This is a genomic window from Streptomyces sp. NPDC051183 (genome assembly GCF_040682455.1).
Classification (GTDB): domain Bacteria; phylum Actinomycetota; class Actinomycetes; order Streptomycetales; family Streptomycetaceae; genus Streptomyces.
In genome coordinates this window covers 1-18,145 of record NZ_JBFBBA010000062.1, presented here as the reverse complement: position 1 = coordinate 18,145, position 18,145 = coordinate 1, and the positions used below count along the sequence as shown (strand labels likewise).

The 18,145-nt window shown below is 73.3% G+C and carries 16 protein-coding genes; 7 read left to right on the top strand and 9 right to left on the bottom strand.

Annotation, left to right across the window (positions count from 1 at the left end):
- Positions 1-2: 2 nt before the first annotated feature.
- Entirely contained in the window at positions 3-440 is a 438-nt protein-coding gene (locus tag AB0M99_RS34390) for a hypothetical protein (protein WP_365927575.1), read from the bottom strand.
- A 413-nt stretch (positions 441-853) separates the two neighbouring features.
- Here AB0M99_RS34390 and AB0M99_RS34385 point away from each other — a divergent pair, with 413 nt between their 5' ends.
- The 4 genes from AB0M99_RS34385 to AB0M99_RS34370 are packed head-to-tail and all read left to right on the top strand — an operon-like array spanning position 854 to position 5,180.
- Positions 854-3,706 carry a nitrate- and nitrite sensing domain-containing protein gene (locus AB0M99_RS34385; protein WP_365927573.1) on the top strand — a complete coding sequence of 951 codons (2,853 nt, stop codon included), beginning with the start codon at positions 854-856 and terminating at the stop codon, positions 3,704-3,706.
- The gene (locus tag AB0M99_RS34380) at positions 3,703-4,140 is read left to right on the top strand and encodes a roadblock/LC7 domain-containing protein (protein ID WP_365927572.1); all 438 of its coding nucleotides are present in this window, start codon (positions 3,703-3,705) and stop codon (positions 4,138-4,140) included. The genes AB0M99_RS34385 and AB0M99_RS34380 overlap by 4 nt, the downstream gene beginning before the upstream one ends.
- A 10-nt stretch (positions 4,141-4,150) precedes the next feature.
- Entirely contained in the window at positions 4,151-4,573 is a 423-nt protein-coding gene (locus AB0M99_RS34375; protein WP_365927570.1) for a DUF742 domain-containing protein, read from the top strand.
- A complete protein-coding gene (locus tag AB0M99_RS34370; protein ID WP_365927569.1) occupies positions 4,554-5,180 on the top strand; it encodes an ATP/GTP-binding protein in 627 nt (208 codons plus the stop codon). The genes AB0M99_RS34375 and AB0M99_RS34370 overlap by 20 nt, the downstream gene beginning before the upstream one ends.
- 167 nt (positions 5,181-5,347) lie before the next feature.
- On the opposite strand, the gene AB0M99_RS34365 is transcribed toward AB0M99_RS34370, so the two are convergent.
- From AB0M99_RS34365 to AB0M99_RS34350, 4 genes are all read right to left on the bottom strand, one after another.
- Positions 5,348-6,538 (bottom strand): lipid-transfer protein, encoded by a 1,191-nt coding sequence (locus tag AB0M99_RS34365; protein ID WP_365927567.1) that lies wholly within the window; start codon positions 6,536-6,538, stop codon positions 5,348-5,350.
- Positions 6,535-6,996 (bottom strand): zinc ribbon domain-containing protein, encoded by a 462-nt coding sequence (locus tag AB0M99_RS34360; protein ID WP_365927565.1) that lies wholly within the window; start codon positions 6,994-6,996, stop codon positions 6,535-6,537. The genes AB0M99_RS34365 and AB0M99_RS34360 overlap by 4 nt, the downstream gene beginning before the upstream one ends.
- A 64-nt stretch (positions 6,997-7,060) precedes the next feature.
- Positions 7,061-7,399 (bottom strand): DUF962 domain-containing protein, encoded by a 339-nt coding sequence (locus tag AB0M99_RS34355; RefSeq protein ID WP_365927563.1) that lies wholly within the window; start codon positions 7,397-7,399, stop codon positions 7,061-7,063.
- A gap of 13 nt (positions 7,400-7,412) precedes the next feature.
- Positions 7,413-8,096, bottom strand: a complete 684-nt coding sequence (locus AB0M99_RS34350) for a M15 family metallopeptidase (RefSeq protein WP_365927561.1) — start codon at positions 8,094-8,096, stop codon at positions 7,413-7,415.
- A 29-nt stretch (positions 8,097-8,125) separates the two neighbouring features.
- On the opposite strand from AB0M99_RS34350, the gene AB0M99_RS34345 reads away from it, so the two are divergent.
- Positions 8,126-8,635 (top strand): NUDIX domain-containing protein, encoded by a 510-nt coding sequence (locus AB0M99_RS34345; protein WP_365927559.1) that lies wholly within the window; start codon positions 8,126-8,128, stop codon positions 8,633-8,635.
- 61 nt (positions 8,636-8,696) lie between these two features.
- Here AB0M99_RS34345 and AB0M99_RS34340 read toward each other — a convergent pair whose 3' ends face one another.
- Together AB0M99_RS34340 and AB0M99_RS34335 are read right to left on the bottom strand one after the other, a co-directional pair.
- Complete coding sequence (locus AB0M99_RS34340) at positions 8,697-9,203, bottom strand: hypothetical protein (RefSeq protein WP_365927557.1); 507 nt, start codon at positions 9,201-9,203, stop codon at positions 8,697-8,699.
- A gap of 164 nt (positions 9,204-9,367) precedes the next feature.
- Positions 9,368-12,256, bottom strand: coding sequence for a TIM-barrel domain-containing protein (locus AB0M99_RS34335; RefSeq protein WP_365927556.1), 2,889 nt, complete (start codon positions 12,254-12,256; stop codon positions 9,368-9,370).
- A 190-nt stretch (positions 12,257-12,446) separates the two neighbouring features.
- Here AB0M99_RS34335 and AB0M99_RS34330 point away from each other — a divergent pair, with 190 nt between their 5' ends.
- Entirely contained in the window at positions 12,447-14,429 is a 1,983-nt protein-coding gene (locus tag AB0M99_RS34330; RefSeq protein WP_365927554.1) for an acetoacetate--CoA ligase, read from the top strand.
- Positions 14,430-14,492: 63 nt separating this feature from the next.
- Positions 14,493-15,392, top strand: a complete 900-nt coding sequence (locus tag AB0M99_RS34325) for a hypothetical protein (protein WP_365927552.1) — start codon at positions 14,493-14,495, stop codon at positions 15,390-15,392.
- An 87-nt stretch (positions 15,393-15,479) separates the two neighbouring features.
- Here the strand turns inward: AB0M99_RS34325 and ptsP are convergent, their stop codons facing one another.
- The gene (gene ptsP / locus AB0M99_RS34320) at positions 15,480-17,150 is read right to left on the bottom strand and encodes a phosphoenolpyruvate--protein phosphotransferase (protein WP_365927550.1); all 1,671 of its coding nucleotides are present in this window, start codon (positions 17,148-17,150) and stop codon (positions 15,480-15,482) included.
- A 74-nt stretch (positions 17,151-17,224) separates the two neighbouring features.
- On the bottom strand, positions 17,225-17,674 hold the full coding sequence (locus tag AB0M99_RS34315; RefSeq protein ID WP_365927548.1) for a PTS glucose transporter subunit IIA: 450 nt from the start codon (positions 17,672-17,674) through the stop codon (positions 17,225-17,227).
- Positions 17,675-18,145 lie beyond the last annotated feature (471 nt).

Below are 18,145 nucleotides of genomic sequence, written 5' to 3'. Positions count from 1 at the left end.
CGCTACCGCCGGCCGGGCGCCGGAAGGCTGCCTTCGGGCCGGCGTAGTCGGCCCGCGCCGGCGCGCTCGGCCCGCCGCGTCTCGCGGTGGGCCCGGCGCTCCTCGCGCCGGCGGCCCCGCGCCGTGCTGCTCGGCTCCGACAGGACCCCGTACCGCTGGTTCCACATCTGCCGGGTGATCAGTACGTCCAGCACCCCCCAGGTGGCCACCACGGTGCCGGCCACCCCGCCGACGGCCATCGGGAAGGCCAGCCAGGACCCGGTGAGCGTGAGGAAGAAGGTGATGGTGGCCTCGGTCAGCGTCACGGCCACGATCAGCACCGCCCGCACCGCGGACGCCCGCACCGGGTCCGGCATCCGCCGCCTGCGGGCCGGCTCCTCCACCCACAGGCCCCGCCCCGGTGCGCCGGATCGCGCGCCGGCCTCCTCGTACGTCCCCATGGTCCGCTCCCTCCCCTCCGCGCGGCGGGTCGTGCCCACCGGAACGCCCCTCCGCAACACCCCACCAGAACACGTCTACCCCGACGAGCCCCCTCGAACAGGTAGACGTTCGCCACAGCCGCGAGATTCCCGCATCGCGGACATCCGTATCGTTCCCGACTGTCGCGGAACGAAGAATTCCAGCCATCCATCCGATTGCGGGAACCGACGCCCCACGAGGTGTCATCTGCCACATACCGGGCGGCACTTGACCGGATGTGTCGGACAACTCGTGATCTATGCCCGGGGGTCCGGCCGAAAACGTCCGGACACGCCTTCGAAGCCGGTCCGTGGCAGTAGTAGGCTCACGCCGTTTAAGTGACGGAACACCGACCCCCGACAACGGGGTTGAGCTGGGGGAGGCTGGGGAGGCCATGCGCTTTCGCGGGAAGTCCATCCGCCGGAAGATCGTGGCGTTGCTCCTTGTGCCGCTCGTCTCCCTGACCGCCCTGTGGGGCTTCGCGACATTCATCACCGGCCGCCAGGCCGTCCAACTCCTCGACGTCGCCTACGTCATCGAGAAGGTCGGCTACCCCATCGAGGACGTCGTCCGCGTCATCCAGAAGGAGCGCCGCCAGACCCTCGTGGTCCTCGGCGACCCCCCGGCCTCGACCGCCACCGTCGAACTCGCCAAGCGCCGCGCCGCCACCGACGCGCTCGTCGGGAAGATGACCGAGGACGCCAAGGACCCCAAGGTCCGCGACGAGCTCAGCGCGGACGCGGAGCAGCGGCTGCGCTCCATCCTCGACGCGTTCCACGGCATCGGCGCGCTCCGCAGCTCCGTCGACAAGAACCTGATCGACCCCGGCCAGGCCCTGGAGCTCTACAGCCGGCTCGTCGACCCCTGCTACGAGTTCCTGATGAATCTCCACGCCCTGGAGGACGTGGAGATGGACAAGCAGGGCCGGGCCCTCGTCGGCATCACCCGGGCCCGCGAGATGCTCTCGCGCGAGGACGCCGTCATCGCGGCGGCCCTCGCCGCCCGCAACGCGAGCGCCACCGACGTCCGCCAGGTGGCGGACTTCGCAGCCAACCGCCGACTGCTCTACGAGTTCAACCTCGCCATCCTCCCCTCCGCCGACCGGGTGCAGTTCGAGCAGTACTGGAACAGCCCCGAGACCAAGGCCCTGCGCGACGTGGAGGAACGCTTCATCTCGGCCGGCCCGGCGAAGAACCCGCGCAGCGCCACCGCCGCCCAGTGGGACGAGGCCGCGAACAAGGTCCTCGAAGACCTCGCCGCCATGGGCACCGCTGCGGGCGACCGCTACCAGAAGCGCGTCGAGCCCGTGGCCATGAACGTCCTCGTACAGGCCGCCGTCGCCGGCATCCTCGGCTTCATCGCCCTCGTCGTCTCCCTCGTGCTGTCCGTGCGCATCGGCCGCGACCTGGTCCGCGACCTCTCCCGGCTGCGCAAGGAGGCCCACGAGGTCTCCGGCGTCCGGCTGCCCGGCGTGATGCGCCGCCTCGCGGCCGGCGAGCACGTGGACGTGGAGACCGAGGCCCCTCGCCTGGAGTACGAGAAGGACGAGGTCGGCCAGGTCGGCCAGGCCCTCAACAGCCTCCAGCGCGCCGCCATCGAGGCCGCCGTCAAGCAGGCCGAGCTCCGCCGGGGAGTCTCCGAGGTCTTCGTCAACCTCGCCCGCCGCAACCAGGTCCTGCTGCACCGCCAGCTGACCCTGCTCGACACCATGGAGCGGCGCACCGAGGACACCGAGGAACTCGCCGACCTCTTCCGCCTCGACCACATGACCACCCGCATGCGCCGCCACGCCGAGGGCCTGGTGATCCTCTCCGGCGCCGCGCCCTCCCGCCAGTGGCGCAAGCCCGTCCAGCTGATGGACGTCGTACGGGCCGCGGTCGCCGAGGTCGAGGACTACGAGCGCATCGAGGTGCGCCGCCTGCCGCGCCTGGGCATCGGAGGCCCGGCCGTCGCGGACGTCACCCACCTCGTCGCCGAACTCCTGGAGAACGCCACCGTGTTCTCCCCGCCGCACACGGCGGTCCAGGTGCACGGCGAGCGCGTGGCCAACGGCTTCACCCTGGAGATCCACGACCGCGGGCTCGGCATGAACCCGGAGGCGCTCCTCGACGCGAACCTCCGGCTCGCCGAGACCCCCGAGTTCGAGCTCTCCGACACCGACCGCCTCGGGCTCTTCGTCGTCAGCCGTCTCGCGCAGCGCCACGGCGTCAAGGTCGTCCTCCAGCACAGCCCGTACGGAGGCACCACCGCGGTGGTCTTCCTCCCCGTGGCGCTGCTGACGGAGGCTCCCGAGACCAACGGCTCCGGCATCAAGCTGAACGGCGGCCAGGGCGGCAGGGGCAAGATCGGCCAGGGCGCCCGGGCGGGCACCGCGGCCCTGGCCGCGGCCGGCACCGCGCGCCCCGCGTCGGCCGGCGCCCCGCCGGCGCCCCCGGGCCGCCAGCTCCCGGCCGGCACCGAGCTGCGCGGCCCCGTCGAGCTGGAGGCCCCGCTCGGCGTGCTCGGGCTGGACGGCCTGGAGGGGATCGAGGGCCTCGACGACCCCGCCGCGCTGAACGACGCCCCCGCCGGCATCGCGGGACTCACCGCGGCCTCGGGCCGGCCCGCCATGGCCACCCTCGACGACGAGACCCCGCCCGGCGGCACCCCGCGCAGCGCCCTGCTGGGCCTGCGCCCGGCGGACCGCCCGCACGTCGGCGAGCGGCATGCGGAGCGCGGCGGAGCCTGGAAGGGCGACCGCGGCGACCGCGGTGGCATGCGCGACCGGGACCGGGACCGCGACCGGGAGCCCCTGGCTCCCACCGGCCCGGTCCGCGTCGAGACGCCCCGCCCGGACCCCGGCCGCGCCGACGGGCCCCGCGGCAAGGGAGCCGTGCCGCTCCCGCGCCGCCGCCCCACCCCGACCCTGGTCGCCGAGCACGGCCGGCGCGTGGAGCCCCGCCCGGCCTCCCCGGTGCCGCAGCCCGAGGCCGCGCCCGCTCCGCAGCCGGGACCGGGCAGCCTGCCCCGCCGGGTCCGCCAGGCCAGCCTCGCGCCCCAGCTGAAGAACGCACCGGCGCCCGGGTCCGCCGAAGCCGCCGCCGAGCCGGTGGCAGACCGCGACGCCGAGGACGTACGTACGCGCATGTCCGCACTCCAGCGCGGCTGGACCGCGGGCCGCAACCAGCACGCACAGCAGTCCGGGACCGCGGCAGGCACCTCCGCCACCGCCGGTACCGGATACGAGAACGAGGGGGACGGTCGATGACCGCACCGCAGACCGGAAACGACAGCAGGAGCCGCGGCTCCGGCCCGCTCAACTGGCTCCTCGACGAGCTCGTCGACAAGGTCGGCAGCATCCGCAAGGCAGTGGTCCTCTCCGGTGACGGCCTGCCCACGGGCACTTCCAGGGATCTGACCCGGGAGGACAGCGAGCACCTGGCGGCCGTGGCCTCCGGCTTCCACAGCCTGGCCAAGGGCGTGGGCCGGCACTTCGAGTCCGGGCAGGTCCGCCAGACCGTGGTGGAGCTGGACGAGGCGTTCCTCTTCGTCATGGCGGCCGGCGACGGCAGCTGCCTGGCCGTGCTCTCCGACGCCGACTCGGACGTCGGCCAGGTCGCGTACGAGATGACGCTCATGGTCAAGCGCGTCGGTGACCACCTGGCGACCGCCCCGCGCACCGGGCTGCCAGCCGGAGGGTGAGTCGGACGGCATGAGCGACCCAGGCCAGGACCACCCAGCCGACAACCCCGAAGGGGCCCACCCGAGCTGGTTCGACGACGAAGCGGGTCCCGTCGTGCGCCCGTACGCGATGACGCGCGGCCGGACCAGCCACGCGGGCCAGCACCGGCTCGACCTGATCGCGCTCGTCGTTGCCGAACCGGCGGCCGACGATCCGGTCTGGGACATGACCCTGTCCCCGGAACACGCCCACATCCTGGGTATGTGCCGGGAACGGCCCCAGTCGGTCGCGGAACTCGCGGCCGAACTCGACCTCGCGGTCGGGGTCGTACGGGTCCTGATCGGCGACCTGGTCGACGATGAACTGGTCCACGTGACCCGGCCGGTACCGCCGGCCGAACTGCCCGATGAATCCATTCTGCGTGAGGTGATCGATGGCCTTCGGGCGCTCTAGCCGCACCGGCGCGATGCATGCCGTCTCGCCGGTCGAGCCGCTGACCCTGAAGATCCTGGTCGCGGGCGGTTTCGGGGTGGGCAAGACCACCCTGGTCAGTGCGGTGAGCGAAATCAGACCGCTGCGTACCGAGGAACGGCTCTCGGAGCCGGGCATCGGCATCGACGACACCGGGGGAGTGGAGGGCAAGAGCACCACGACCGTGGCCATGGACTTCGGGCGCATCACACTGCGCGAGGACCTGGTGCTGTACCTGTTCGGCACGCCCGGGCAGGACCGGTTCTGGTTCCTGTGGGACGAGTTGGCCCAGGGCGCGCTCGGCGCCGTGGTCCTCGCCGACACCCGCCGACTGGCCGACTGCTTCGCCGCCGTCGACTACTTCGAGCGGCGGGAGATCCCCTTCGTCGTCGCGGTCAACTGCTTCGACGGCGCAGACCGCCACCCGGTGGTGACCGTACGGGAGGCGCTGGACCTCGACCCCGGGGTGCCGGTGCTGCTGTGCGACGCGCGGGACCGGGAGTCCGTGAAGGACGTACTGGTGGGGGTCGTGGAGCACGCGATGTCAGTGGCGCGGGCACGCCGCCAGAGCCTGACGGCAGGGGCCTGAGACAGGGTCCCGGCACGGAGGCGGCCCGTACCCCCGCCGACTGGGGTACGGGCCGCAGCTCTCATGGGGGGATTCGGGGTCCCGGTCGCCGCGGGACTGTGGAGCGAGTGTGAACCTGCCGCCGGGGGCCGTCAAGCGTTCGGACAACACCTGTCGGTAGCCCCTGCTCAGCGCACCGCGACGACCGCCGACCCGTGCCCGAACAGCCCCTGGTTCGCGGTGATCCCGGCCCGCGCCCCGGGCACCTGCCGGCCGCCCGCCGTGCCCCGCAGCTGCCAGGTCAGCTCGCACACCTGGGCGATGGCCTGCGCCGGTACCGCCTCGCCGAACGAGGCCAGCCCGCCGCTGGTGTTGACGGGGATCCGGCCACCGAGGGCCGTCGCGCCCTCCCGGACGAGTTTGGCTCCCTCGCCCTCCCCGCACAGGCCGATGTCCTCGTACCACTCCAGTTCCAGGGCGGTGGACAGGTCGTACACCTCCGCCAGCGAGAGGTCGTCCGGTCCGAGTCCCGCCTCCTCGTACGCGGCGCGGGCGATCGAGGCCCGGAAGGAGCCGGGCACCGGCTGCGCCCCGGTCACCGAGTCGGTGGCGATGTCCGGCAGGTCCAGGGTCGTACGGGGATACGTCGGGGTCACCGTGGACACGGCCCGGATCCGCACCGGGTCGGCGTGCCCGCGCGAGCGCGCGAAGTCCATGCTGGACAGGACGAGCGCCGCGCCCCCGTCGGAGGTGGCGCAGATGTCGAGCAGCCGCAGCGGATCGGCGACGACCGCCGAGGCCGCGACCTCCTCGGCCGTCACCGTCTTGCGGTAGCGGGCGTGCGGGTTGAGCGCCCCGGCCGCCGCGTTCTTCACCTTGACCTGCGCGAAGTCCTCACCGGTGTCCCCGTACAGGGCCATGCGGCGGCGGGCGTAGAGCGCGAAGTACGCCGGGTTGGTGGCTCCCAGCACCCGGAACCGCAGCCAGTCCGGGTCGTCGGGCCGGTCCCCGCCCGCCGGGGCGAAGAACCCCTTGGGCGCCGAGTCCGCCCCGACCACCAGGACCACGTCGGCCAGCCCCGCCAGGATCTGGGCCCGCGCCGCGCCGATGGCCTGGGCCCCTGAGGCGCAGGCCGCGTACACGCTGGTCACCCGGGCGCCCTGCCAGCCGAGGGCCCGGGCGAAGGTCGCGCCGGCCACGTAGCCCGGGTACCCGCAGCGGACGGTGTCGGCGCCCACGACGGACTGGACGTCGGTCCACTCCAGCCCCGCATCGGCCAGCGCCGTGCGCGCGGCGGCCCGCCCGTACTCGACGAAACTGCGGCCCCATTTGCCCCAGGGGTGCATACCGGCCCCGAGGACCGCGATGTCGGTGCTCACGACTGACCTCCCACCGGCTTGAACTGCCAGGTCAGATAGGTCGTGCCGGTGGCGGCGTCCTCGTTCAGCACGCCGCCCGCCACCTCGACCTCCATGCCGACCGCCAGATCGGCGACCGTCACCCCCGGCGCGCCCTGGCCCAGTACGACCATCCCCTCGGCCTCCAGCTCCACCGCGAGCAGGGTGTACGGCTCCCAGGGCGCGTCCGGGTCCGATACGTACGGCGCGGGCGGCCGGTAGCGCCCGTCGGTGTAGGACCAGACCCGGCCGCGCGGGGACAGCGGCACCTCGGCGAGCTCCCCGCCGCCGGGACAGTGCGGATTGCGGCAGTAGGCGTCCTCGCGGGGGAAGAACACCGCCGCGCAGGCGGAACAGCGGGTGCCGAGCAGCCGGAAGCCGCCCTCCGCCCCCGTATCGGTGAACCACCCGCTCACGACGGGTGTGCGTGTGCGTTCCAAGACCCCTCCCGGGCAGCGCTATCTGACGATGCGTCAGAAGTCTGCCACGGGAGGCGGACGCCGGTCACCGGTTCTCGGCGAGCCACTTCCGCGCGATCTCGTCCAGCTCCGCGTCCCGCCCGGTCAGCATCATCCGGATCATCTGCGCGTCCCCGCGCAGCGACCAGCCCGGATTGCCGAAGGTGGCCGGGTTGTTCCCCTCGATCAGGAAGTGCGCGGGCCAGGCGGTCCCGTACCCGATCAGGGGGAGCGCGGCCAGATAGCGCTTGCGGCCGCGCGCCAGCCCGTAGGCCGTGACGGCGAGACCTGTGAGGGTGCCGGTCAGATGGACCCAGCGGGTCGCAGCGCGGGAGTGCATGGCGACGTAATAGGGCCAGAATTCCTCGTACGAGCTGAAAGTCATGCGGGCACGGTACTCAGCGGTGCACCGCGCCGACAGAGACGGGAAAGTCGAAGTACGTGTCCGGGAACGCCTCCGGCCTGTACGTGAAGTGCCACCACTCCTCGGGGAGGTTGACGAAACCCTGCTCGCCCAGGGCCCGCTTGAGCACCTGCCGGTGGACCCGGGCCGCCGCCCCGATCAGGGGGCTGTCGGTGTGCGAGAGCGGATCGAAGAAGTCGAAGGGGGTCCCCATGTCGAGCGGCTGCCCGGACAGCCGATCCGCGAGGGTCACGTCGAGGGTGCTCCCGCGGCTGTGTCCGGACTTCGCGGCGATGTACCCGTCGGGAATCAGCCGGTCCTTGGCCACCCGCGGATGGAACCGCGCCTTGGTGCTCCCGTCCTCCGGGTCCCGCGCCCACCGTACGAAGCGGTCCACCGCGCGCTGCGGCCGGTAGCAGTCGTACACCTTGAGCGAGTACCCCCGCCGGGACAGCTCCCGCTGCGCCCGCCGCAGGGCCTCGGCGGCCGGCCGGGCGAGCAGGCAGACGGGCTCCTCGTACCCGTCCACCACCCCGCCGGTGAAATTATCGGCGGTGGCGTATCCGATGTCCTGCCCGATGCTGGGATCGACCTCCGCCAGGGCCACGAAACCGGGCGCGGGCGCCGCGCCGCCCGAGGTCGCCGTCAGCGCCGCCACCAGAGTCACAACAGCCGTCATCCGCATGCCCCTTGGCATACCATCGCGGGATGCCTGCACCGCTGAAGGACTCGCACTGCTCCACCTGCGGAGCACTGTTCGATACGCCCGACTGGCCCCGTACGTGCACCGCCTGCGGCGCGGTCGCCTACCGCAACCCCCTCCCGGTGGCGGTCGCCCTCCTCCCGGTCGAGGACGAGCGGGGCACCGGCCTCGTGGTCATCACCCGCACCATCGAACCGGCCCTCGGCGGCATCGCCCTGCCGGGCGGCTTCGTGGACTTCGGCGAGGACTGGCGCGACGCGGTCGTCCGCGAACTGCGCGAGGAGACCGGCATCCACGCCCCGGCCTCCGAGGTCGCCCTGGCGGACGCCGCCAGCTCCCCGGCGGGCCACCTGCTCGTCTTCGGGCTCCTGCCGCCGCGCCCGGCCGCCACCCTCCCGCCACCCGTCCCCACGGACGAGACTACGGGCTGGCACGTCCTGCGGGGCCCGGAGGAACTCGCCTTCCCGCTCCACACCCTGGCCGCGGCCGCGTGGTTCGACGGCGCGTACGCGTGACGGAGGGCGGCCCCGGCAGCAGGAGCCGCCGGACCGCCGAGACCGTCGGGGCCCGGCCGCCTCAGACGGGCAGCTCCATCACGAAGGTCATCATCGTGACCACGCCCACCACACCGCCGGCGATCACCGCACCCTGCCGCCACACGGCCCGCGCCGGCACCGGACGGCCGTGCAGGACCGCCCCCGCGACCAGCGGGAGCACCGCGGCGGCCGCCGTCAGCGCCCACACCTGCAGGAAGCCGACCGAGGTCGCCACGGACTGGGACCGCAGCCACCACGCGACGCCCCCCGCCACCCCCGCCGACAGCGGGGCCAGCATCGCCGCCACCGCGACCGCCCGCGGCCACGCGGTCACACGGGCCGTCCAACGGCCCAGCAGCGCCAGGGGTTTCACCAACAGCGTGCCGTGCAGGAAGCCCACCGCCACGGCAGCCGCCGCGCCGATCCCGATCACCGCGAGCGATCTCTCCGACGATTGCTGCGTGACGACCAGAACGGCCCACGCGGTCAGCATCTGGTAGGCGCCGACGGCTTCCGAGCCGGGGGCCATGTCCCATCGTCGTGACATCCGCCGGCTCGCCGAATACGGCCTCGCCGGGCTCGCTAAGACCATCGCTGACTCCCTGATCGCACTGGTTGAGGGGGCAGGGCTCTGTTCGCGCCCCGGCGCCAGCCTCCCCCCACGCGCTATAGGGGACCTACAACCACGGCCGAGCCGTGCTGGAGCCCGCCCTACAGCCCCCGCACCACCACGCCCGCGGCCGCCCCGCCGGCCTCGGTCTCCACCACCACCGCGTCCCCCGCCCATCGCACCGCGTACCGCTCGACCTCGCCCGGCTCGAAGCCCGGCCCCGGGTCCCGGACCACCACCCCGCCGCCCGTGGCCCCCCGCGCCGGCGCCCACGCCTCCAGGGCCACCGAGCCGTCGGGCGACCGCACCGGGATCACCGCCCCCGCCCGCGCCAGCACCGGGATCCGGCCCACCGGGGCGTCCAGCAGCACCTGCCCGGGGCCCTCGTACGCCGTACCCGTCGCCGTGTCGTACCACCGGCCCCGGGGCAGCCGTACCGCCCGCCGGTCCGCCCCGCACTCCAGCACCGGGGCCACCAGCAGCGCGTCACCCAGCAGGAACGCGTCCTCGCAGTCCCGCAGCGCCCGGTCCTCCGGCGCCCCCCACCACAGCGGCCGCACGTACGGGGCGCCGGTCCGCCGCGCCAGGTGGGCCAGCGTCACGAAGTACGGCCGCAGCCGCTCCCGTTCCGCCAGCACGGCCCGGGCGTGCTCCTCGGCCTCCGCCCCGAACTCCCACGGCTCCCGCCGCCCGGCCCAGATGGCCGAGTGGGTCCGGAACAGCGGGAGATGGGCCCCGAGCTGCAGCCAGCGCAGGTACAGCTCCGGGGACGGCGAGCCGCCGAACCCGCCGACGTCCGGGCCCGAGTACGGCACCCCGCACAGCCCCAGCCCCAGGACCAGCGCCAGCGAGGCCCGCAGCCCGTCCCAGCTCGACTCCACGTCGCCGGACCACGTGCCCCCGTACCGCTGCATCCCCGCCCACCCGGACCGCGAGAACAGGAACGGCCGCTCGGCCGGCCGCAACCGCACCAGCCCCTCCCAGCCGGCCCGCGCCATGCCCAGCGCGTACACGTTGTGCGCGGCCCGATGGTCACCCCCCGCCCCGTCCAGCGCGTGCCGCGCCGAGCGGGGGAGCGTCGGATCCCCGAACGCGGCGAAGGAGACGGGCTCGTTCATGTCGTGCCAGACCCCGGAGAACCCCTGCGCGAGGCGCTCCTCGTACAGCCCGCCCCACCAATCCCGCGCCGCCGGATCCGTGAAGTCCGGGTACGCGCACTCGCCCGGCCACACCTCGCCCCGCACCTCCCGCCCCCGCGCGTCCCGTACGAAGGCCCCCCGCGCGCCGACCGAGAGGCCCGAGGCGTGCACCGCGTCCCCGGCCTTCACCGCCGGGTCGACGATGGAGACGAGCCGCACCCCCTGCGCCGCCAGCTCCCCGGCCATCCCCGGAAGATCGGGGAACCTCTCCCGGTCCACCGTGAACACCCGGTGCGCGTGGTAGTGGTCGATGTCCAGGTGCAGGGCCGACAGGGGCAGCCCGCGCGACGCGTACCCGGACACCACCCGGCGCACCTCCGCCGCGCTCCCGAACCCCCAGCGGGCGTGCTGGTACCCCAGCGCCCACTCCGGTGGCACGGCGGCCGCGCCCGTCAGTGCCGACCAGCCCTGCAGCACCCGCGCCGGCGGCCCGACCAGCACCCAGCACCGCACCGGGCCGCCCTCCATGCGCAGTTCGCACGACCCCGGCCGGTCCGGACCCGAGCCCGCGCCCTCCTCGCCCTCGCGCAACGTCACCCGACCGTCCCAGGTGTTGTCGTGGAACAGCAGGTGCGTCCCCGCGTCCGCGACCACCATCTGCACCGGCATGGTGATGTACAGCGGATCGTCCCCCGGGCCGAAGCCGCCCTTGGGGTCCGTGTTCCACAGCCGGTACTCCCCGTCGCGCAGCCGCGGGCCCGCCGCCCGCCCGCCCAGCCCGAAGAACCGCGCGTCCGCCGACACCTCACTCCGCTGCATCCACCGCCCCCCGTCCCCCGGACCGCCCCCGCCCGGACCGTCGTCGGAGCCTGCGCCCCCCCTCTGGCCTCGGCCGGTGTCGGGGCCTGCGCCCCGGCTCTCGCCCCGGCCGGTGTCAGGGCCTGCGCCCCGGCTCTGGCCTCGGTCGGTATCCGGGCCTGCGCCCCGGCTCTGGCCCCGGTCGGTATCCGGGCGCTCGCCCGGGCTCTCGCCCCGGCCGGTGTCCGGGCCTTCACCCTCGCCCCCGCCCACACCCCTGTCTGGGCCCCTGCCCCGGCCTTCGCCCCGGTCGGTGCGCGGGCCTTCGCCCCTGCCCCGGCTCTCGTGCCGGTCCTCTCGGTTCGTGTCCGGGCCTTCGCCCCGGCCGGTGTCCGGGCCGTCACCCCGGCCGTCGTCCCGGCCCCTGCCCCGGCTCTCGTCCCGGTCCTCCCGGTTCGTGCCCGGGCTCTCGCTCCGGTCCGTGCCCGGGCCGTCGCCCCGGCCCCTGTCCGGGCCCTCGCCCCGGCCCCCGTTCCCGCCCGCGTTCCGCCCGCCGGCCCCGGACCCGGCCCCGGCCCCGCGCGGAGCATCCGCCGGTTCCCACCAGCGCGGGGGCAGCTCCCGCCGCAGCACCGTCCCGCCCGGCGTCCGGACCTCCACCGCCCCGTGCCGCGACACCGCGACCGTCACCCGCTCCGAGACCACCCGCCAGCCGCCCCCGGTGTCCGGCTCCAGCACGGCCCGCGGGTCCGGCGCCGGCCCGCCGTCCACCACCGCGTACGACGGCGTCGGCCCGGCCCCGTCCCAGCCCCAGAACACTGCACCGCCCGCCGTGACCCGTACCAGCAGCTCCGAGCGCGCGAACCTCAGCACGCCCCCGCCCGGCCGCGGCTCCGTACCGGTCAGCAGACCCGGCACGCGCGCCCGCTCCGCGCCCCGGCGCGGGAGCCCCGCCGCATCCGCACGCCGGTTGCGCCAGGCCGACCGCCAGGCGCGCCGCCCGCGCTCGGTACCGATGTCCCTGACCGCACGCACCAGCTCACGACCGTTCATGCTGCTCACCCTGCCATCTGCCGCCAGACGAGCGGGTTGCGTTCAACTTCCGTTCACCCGCCCAAGAGGCCTCTGGTGCGGAGGTGGATCACGTGGCATGGTCCCTGTGAGCCGCCGAGCGAACACCCATCGCGCGACGGCGCCCACCGCACACCACGCGCGAGCCGCAGACTTGACCGGGAGCCGACCCATGACCGCAGCCACCCAGCCGGAACCCCTCTGGTCGCCGGGCCCCGACCGGATCGCCGCGGCCCGCGTCACCGCCTTCCAGGCCTGGGCCGCAGAGCACCACGGAGCCCCGGCCGACGGCGGCTACCCGGCCCTGCACGCCTGGTCCGTGGACGCGCTCGACACCTTCTGGCAGGCCGTCGCCGAATGGTTCGACGTCCGCTTCACCGCCCCGTACGAGTCCGTCCTCGCGGACCGCGGCATGCCGGGCGCCCACTGGTTCCCCGGCGCCACCCTCAACTACGCCGAGCACGCCCTGCGCGCCGCCGAGAACCCGGCCCGCGCCGATGACGCCGCCCTGCTGTGCGTGGACGAGACCCACGAGCCCACCCCAGTCACCTGGGCCGAGCTCCGCCGCCAGGTCGGCTCGCTCGCCGCCGAGCTGCGCGCCCTCGGCGTACGCCCCGGCGACCGGGTCAGCGGCTACCTCCCCAACATCCCCGAGGCCGTCACCGCGCTCCTCGCCACCGCCGCCGTCGGCGCGGTCTGGACCTCCTGCGCCCCCGACTTCGGGGCCCGCAGCGTCCTCGACCGCTTCCAGCAGGTCGAGCCGGTCGTCCTCTTCACCGTCGACGGCTACCGCTACGGCGGCAAGGAGCACGACCGCCGCGACACCGTCGCCGAGCTCCGCGCCGAACTCCCCTCGCTGCGCGCAGTCGTCCACATCCCGCTGCTCGGCACCCCGGCCCCCGAGTCCACCCTGAACTGGTCGGACCTGACCTCAGGCGACGCGGAGCCCGTCTTCGAGGCCGTGCCCTTCGACCACCCGCTCTGGGTGCTGTACTCCTCCGGCACCACCGGCCTGCCCAAGGCGATCGTCCAGTCCCAGGGCGGCATCCTCCTCGAACACCTCAAGCAGCTCGGCCTGCACTGCGACCTCGGCCCCGAGGACCGGTTCTTCTGGTACACCTCCACGGGCTGGATGATGTGGAACTTCCTCGTCTCCGGCCTGCTCACCGGAACGACCGTGGTCCTGTACGACGGCAGCCCCGGCTACCCCGACACCGGCGCCCAGTGGCGCATCGCCGAACGCACGAAGGCCACCCTCTACGGCACCTCCGCCGCCTACGTCATGGCCTGCCGCAAGGCAGAGGTCCACCCGGCCCGGGACTTCGACCTCTCCACGGTGAAGTGCGTGGCCACCACCGGATCCCCGCTCCCGCCCGACGGCTTCCGCTGGCTGCACGACGAGGTGGCCGAGGATCTCTGGATCGCCTCCGTCAGCGGCGGCACCGACGTGTGCAGCTGCTTCGCCGGCGCCGTTCCCACCCTCCCGGTCCACATCGGCGAACTCCAGGCCGCCTGCCTGGGTACGGACCTCCAGGCCTGGGACCCGTCGGGCAAGCCCGTCGTCGGGGAGGTCGGCGAGCTGATCGTCACCAACCCCATGCCGTCCATGCCGATCCGGTTCTGGAACGACCCGGACGGCAGCCGCTACCGCGACAGCTACTTCGAGATGTTCCCCGGCGTCTGGCGCCACGGGGACTGGATCACGATCACCGACCACGGCTCGGTCGTCATCCACGGCCGCTCCGACTCCACCCTGAACCGCCAGGGCGTCCGGATGGGCTCCGCCGACATCTATGAGGCCGTCGAGCGGCTCCCCGAGATCAAGGAGTCCCTGGTCATCGGCCTGGAGGAACCGAACGGCGGCTACTGGATGCCGCTCTTCGTCCATCTCGCACCCGGCGCCACCCTGGACGAGGACCTGCGCACCCGCATCAAGGCGACCATCCGCGAGGAGCTCTCCCCGCGGCACGTCCCCGACGAGATCATCGAGGTCCCGGGCATCCCGCACACCCTCACCGGCAAGCGCATCGAGGTCCCGGTCAAGCGCCTCCTCCAGGGCGCCCCGATGGCCAAGGCGGTCAACCCCGGTTCGGTCGACAACCTCGACCTGCTCCACTTCTACGAGGAGCTGGCCCGCACCCGTACCCAGGCCTGAGGTCACTGTCAGTGGTCGTGGTTACCGTGAGTGAGCAAGTGATTGCACCACTCAGGGGGAGCCATGCCACGTCAGAACGACAACACCAGCAGGCGCCGCAGGCTGCGCCGTGAAGTCCCCAGCACCGTCGGCCTCCTGGCCGACGCCGGGGACTTCGCGGCCATGCGCGGCTACCGCAGCTTCACCTTCGACAGCCATGCCGACTACGCCGATTACCTCCACCACGTGGACGGCCTGCTGAGGTCCCTGGCCGCCCAGGGCATCCACACCACCGTCGCCCTCTTCGACCCCGAGGAGTACGCCGAATACTGCGCGGATCACGGCCTCGACGCGGACACCGCCGAGGCGCGCACCTGCTTCACCGCCGAACTGGCCGGATCGGGTACGGGCCTGCCCTACACCGGCCAGCCCATCGAGGAACTGGTCCCGCTCCTCGTCGATGAGGCCGTCCGGCAGGCCACCTGGGAGTACGCCACCACACTCCTCGCCGGCGTCGGCAACTGCGCGGACTGCGGCGAGGACATCGGCCACGCCTCCTTCGAGCGGGCCGCCGACGCGGTCGAACGCCTCGTGGCGGGGGCCGGTCCGGGCCGGCACCACGTGGTGTGCAGCGTCCCCGCCGAGGCCGAACAGCTCGTCGCCGTCCTGCACGCCGAGGCGGCGCCGGAATCCGAGGGCCCACCGCGCATCGAGGGCCGGGAGGGCCTCGACTTCGTGACGGTGCTCGCGGCGGGACTCGCCCTCGGCGGCCCCGGGGGACTGGTGCTGCGCAGCACCACCGACGGCCACCGCGACCGGGTGCACGGCTGGCGCCTGGACCGCGGCCGACTGGTCCCGCTCTCCGCGGCGGCCGTCTTCAACGCCTACTGCACGGACGCCGACACCGGGGAGCCCGTCGCGCCCGAGCCGGGCGTCGAGTACTGCCCCGGGTACGAGGTCGACGATCCGGGCCCGCACCGCTGAGCCGAACGGGGGACACCCGCCGGAAACGGCCGAGGGGCCCTCGCCACCGGCGAAGGCCCCTCGTACGACAACACGACCGCCCTGCGGCTACTCGCCGGACAGCACCGCCTGCGCGGCCACGCGGGCCTCCTCGGCACTGTCCGCGGCACGCGCCGCGGCCGCGGCACGCTCGCACTGCGCGAGCGTGTACTTGGCCAGCGTCGCCCGGACGTAAGGAATGGAAGCGGCACCCATCGAAAGGGAGGTGACACCCAGACCCGTCAGCACACAGGCCAGCAGTGGGTCCGAAGCGGCCTCTCCACACACGCCACAGCTCTTGCCCTCGGCCTTGGCGGCGTCGGCCGACATGGCGATCAGGTCGAGAAGCGCCGGCTGCCAGGGATCCTGCAGCCGCGACACCGCACCGACCTGACGGTCGGCGGCGAAGGCGTACTGCGCGAGGTCATTGGTGCCCAGCGACAGGAACTCGACCTCCTGGAGGATCGAGCGCGCCCGCAGCGCGGCCGACGGGATCTCCACCATCGCACCGAACTTCGCCTTCAGCCCGGCCTCGCGGCAGGCGTCGGCGAAGGCCTTGGCGTCGGTCCGGTCCGCCACCATCGGCGCCATGACCTCAAGGTAGACGGGCAGGCCCTCGGCGGCCTTGGCCAGCGCGGTGAGCTGCGTGCGCAGCACGTCCGGGTGGTCCAGCAGCGAGCGCAGACCGCGCACACCGAGCGCCGGGTTCGGCTCGTCGGCCGGGGTCAGGAAGTCCAGCGGCTTGTCCGCGCCGGCGTCCAGCACGCGCACGACCACACGGCCCTCGGGGAAGGCTTCGAGCACCTTGCGGTACGACTCGATCTGCTTCTCCTCGGACGGAGCCTTCTTGCTGTCGTCCAGGAACAGGAACTCGGTGCGGAACAGGCCCACACCCTCGGCCCCGGCCTCGACGGCCGCCGGCACGTCCGCCGGACCGCCGACGTTGGCCAGCAGCGGCACCTTGTGGCCGTCGGAGGTCGCGCCCGGACCGGACGACGCGGCGAGAGCGGCCTTGCGCTCCGCGGCCGCGGCCTCCAGCTCGGCCCGCTTCTCCGGAGACGGGTCCACGAAGAGGTCACCCGTGCTGCCGTCGACGGCGATCAGGGTGCCCTCGGCGATCTCGCCGGCACCCGGCAGCGCCACGATGGCCGGCACGCCCAGCGCTCGCGCGAGAATCGCGCTGTGGCTGGTCGGGCCGCCTTCCTCGGTCACGAAACCGAGCACCAGCGCCGGGTCGAGCAGCGCCGTGTCGGCGGGGGCAAGGTCCCGCGCGATCAGAACGTACGGCTCGTCACTGTCCGGCACACCCGGCATCGGCACGCCGAGCAGGCGCGCGACGATGCGATTGCGCACGTCGTCCAGGTCGGCGACCCGGCCGGCCATGTACTCGCCGGCCCCCGCGAGGAGCTCGCGGTACGCGGCGAACGCGTCGTACACACCGCGCTCGGCGGTGCTGCCGACGGCGATCCGCCGGTCGACGTCCGCCATCAACTCGGGGTCCGTGGCGATCATCGCCTGGGCCTCGAGCACGTGCTGGGCCTCGCCACCGGCCAGCTGGCCGCGCGCGATCAGGTCGGCCGATACAGCCTTCACGGCCTGACGGGCGCGCCCCTGTTCGCGCTCCGCCTCGTCCGCGTTGATCTGCTTGGCCGGCGGTTCGAGAACCGCCGTACCCATGTGCCGAACCTCGCCGATCGCCACACCGTGGCTCACGCCGACGCCTCGCAGCGTTGTCTCCATTTCACCCGTCTCCGATTGAGCGACGGCCCCGCCGCCGCGATGGATGTCCGACTCGCCCGTGCAGGGCGGACAGATCACTTCCAGCTGAAGAGAACGTCTTCCGCCTTGACGTCCCCGGACTCGACGACGTCGGAGAGGGACTCGGCGGAGGCCTCCAGCGCCACGATCGGGCAGACGGAGGACTTGCCCGCGGCCTCGACCGCGGCAGGGTTCCAGCGAATGACGGCCTGGCCGCGCGTCACCGTGTCGCCCTTGTTGACGAGGAGCTCGAAGCCCTCGCCGTTGAGCTGAACGGTGTCGATCCCGAGGTGCGTCAGAACACCGTGGCCGTCAGCGTCGACTACTACGTAAGCGTGCGGGTGCAGGGAGACGACCACACCGTCAACGGGGGCCACCGCCTCCGAGGGCTCCAGCAGCGGCTTGATAGCGGTGCCCGGACCCACCATCGCGCCGGAGAACACCGGATCGGGCACTGCCGCGAGTCCGATGGCGGTCCCGGCGAGTGGGGACGTCACGCTGGTCATGGGGGGCCTCCCAGGGGTGGGGCTTCTTCGCGTCGCCGTCACTACCTGTCGCGAACGGCGTACTCTTCAGAAGGATAAGTCACGAGATGTTCGGATTCGCCGGATGTTGGTCCCGATCCGAGCTGGTCCTTCGACACGGAGACTAGTGGACTAGACCGGTGGACTAGACCATACGCCTGAATCGATTTGCTTGGGCACCAGCAGGCCTGTACTGTCGTGACTCCCGCCGGGACGCCTCGTGTGAACATCTCGCGAACGGCTGATGGACGGGACACCTCCTCTTCATTACTGATCTTGACCTCTTTCTTCTCGCTGCGCGCCTTTATCGGCAGAACTGCGAGTGGTCAGGGAGAAGGAAAAGCACTGATAGAGTCGGACTCGCCGGAAAGGGAAACGCGAAAGCGGAAACCTGGAAAGCGAAACCCGCTTCGACCGGGAATCGGACACGAAAGAGTCTGATAGAGTCGGAAA

What these genes read in the sequence shown, in the direction of transcription:
- AB0M99_RS34390 (WP_365927575.1), bottom strand. Translation starts at nt 440, where the DNA reads ATGGGGACGTACGAGGAGGCCGGCGCGCGATCCGGCGCACCGGGGCGG.
- AB0M99_RS34385 (WP_365927573.1), top strand. Translation starts at nt 854, where the DNA reads ATGCGCTTTCGCGGGAAGTCCATCCGCCGGAAGATCGTGGCGTTGCTC.
- AB0M99_RS34380 (WP_365927572.1), top strand. Translation starts at nt 3,703, where the DNA reads ATGACCGCACCGCAGACCGGAAACGACAGCAGGAGCCGCGGCTCCGGC.
- AB0M99_RS34375 (WP_365927570.1), top strand. Translation starts at nt 4,151, where the DNA reads ATGAGCGACCCAGGCCAGGACCACCCAGCCGACAACCCCGAAGGGGCC.
- AB0M99_RS34370 (WP_365927569.1), top strand. Translation starts at nt 4,554, where the DNA reads ATGGCCTTCGGGCGCTCTAGCCGCACCGGCGCGATGCATGCCGTCTCG.
- AB0M99_RS34355 (WP_365927563.1), bottom strand. Translation starts at nt 7,399, where the DNA reads ATGACTTTCAGCTCGTACGAGGAATTCTGGCCCTATTACGTCGCCATG.
- AB0M99_RS34350 (WP_365927561.1), bottom strand. Translation starts at nt 8,096, where the DNA reads ATGACGGCTGTTGTGACTCTGGTGGCGGCGCTGACGGCGACCTCGGGC.
- AB0M99_RS34345 (WP_365927559.1), top strand. Translation starts at nt 8,126, where the DNA reads ATGCCTGCACCGCTGAAGGACTCGCACTGCTCCACCTGCGGAGCACTG.
- AB0M99_RS34340 (WP_365927557.1), bottom strand. Translation starts at nt 9,203, where the DNA reads ATGTCACGACGATGGGACATGGCCCCCGGCTCGGAAGCCGTCGGCGCC.
- AB0M99_RS34335 (WP_365927556.1), bottom strand. Translation starts at nt 12,256, where the DNA reads ATGAACGGTCGTGAGCTGGTGCGTGCGGTCAGGGACATCGGTACCGAG.
- AB0M99_RS34330 (WP_365927554.1), top strand. Translation starts at nt 12,447, where the DNA reads ATGACCGCAGCCACCCAGCCGGAACCCCTCTGGTCGCCGGGCCCCGAC.
- AB0M99_RS34325 (WP_365927552.1), top strand. Translation starts at nt 14,493, where the DNA reads ATGCCACGTCAGAACGACAACACCAGCAGGCGCCGCAGGCTGCGCCGT.
- ptsP (WP_365927550.1), bottom strand. Translation starts at nt 17,150, where the DNA reads ATGGAGACAACGCTGCGAGGCGTCGGCGTGAGCCACGGTGTGGCGATC.
- AB0M99_RS34315 (WP_365927548.1), bottom strand. Translation starts at nt 17,674, where the DNA reads ATGACCAGCGTGACGTCCCCACTCGCCGGGACCGCCATCGGACTCGCG.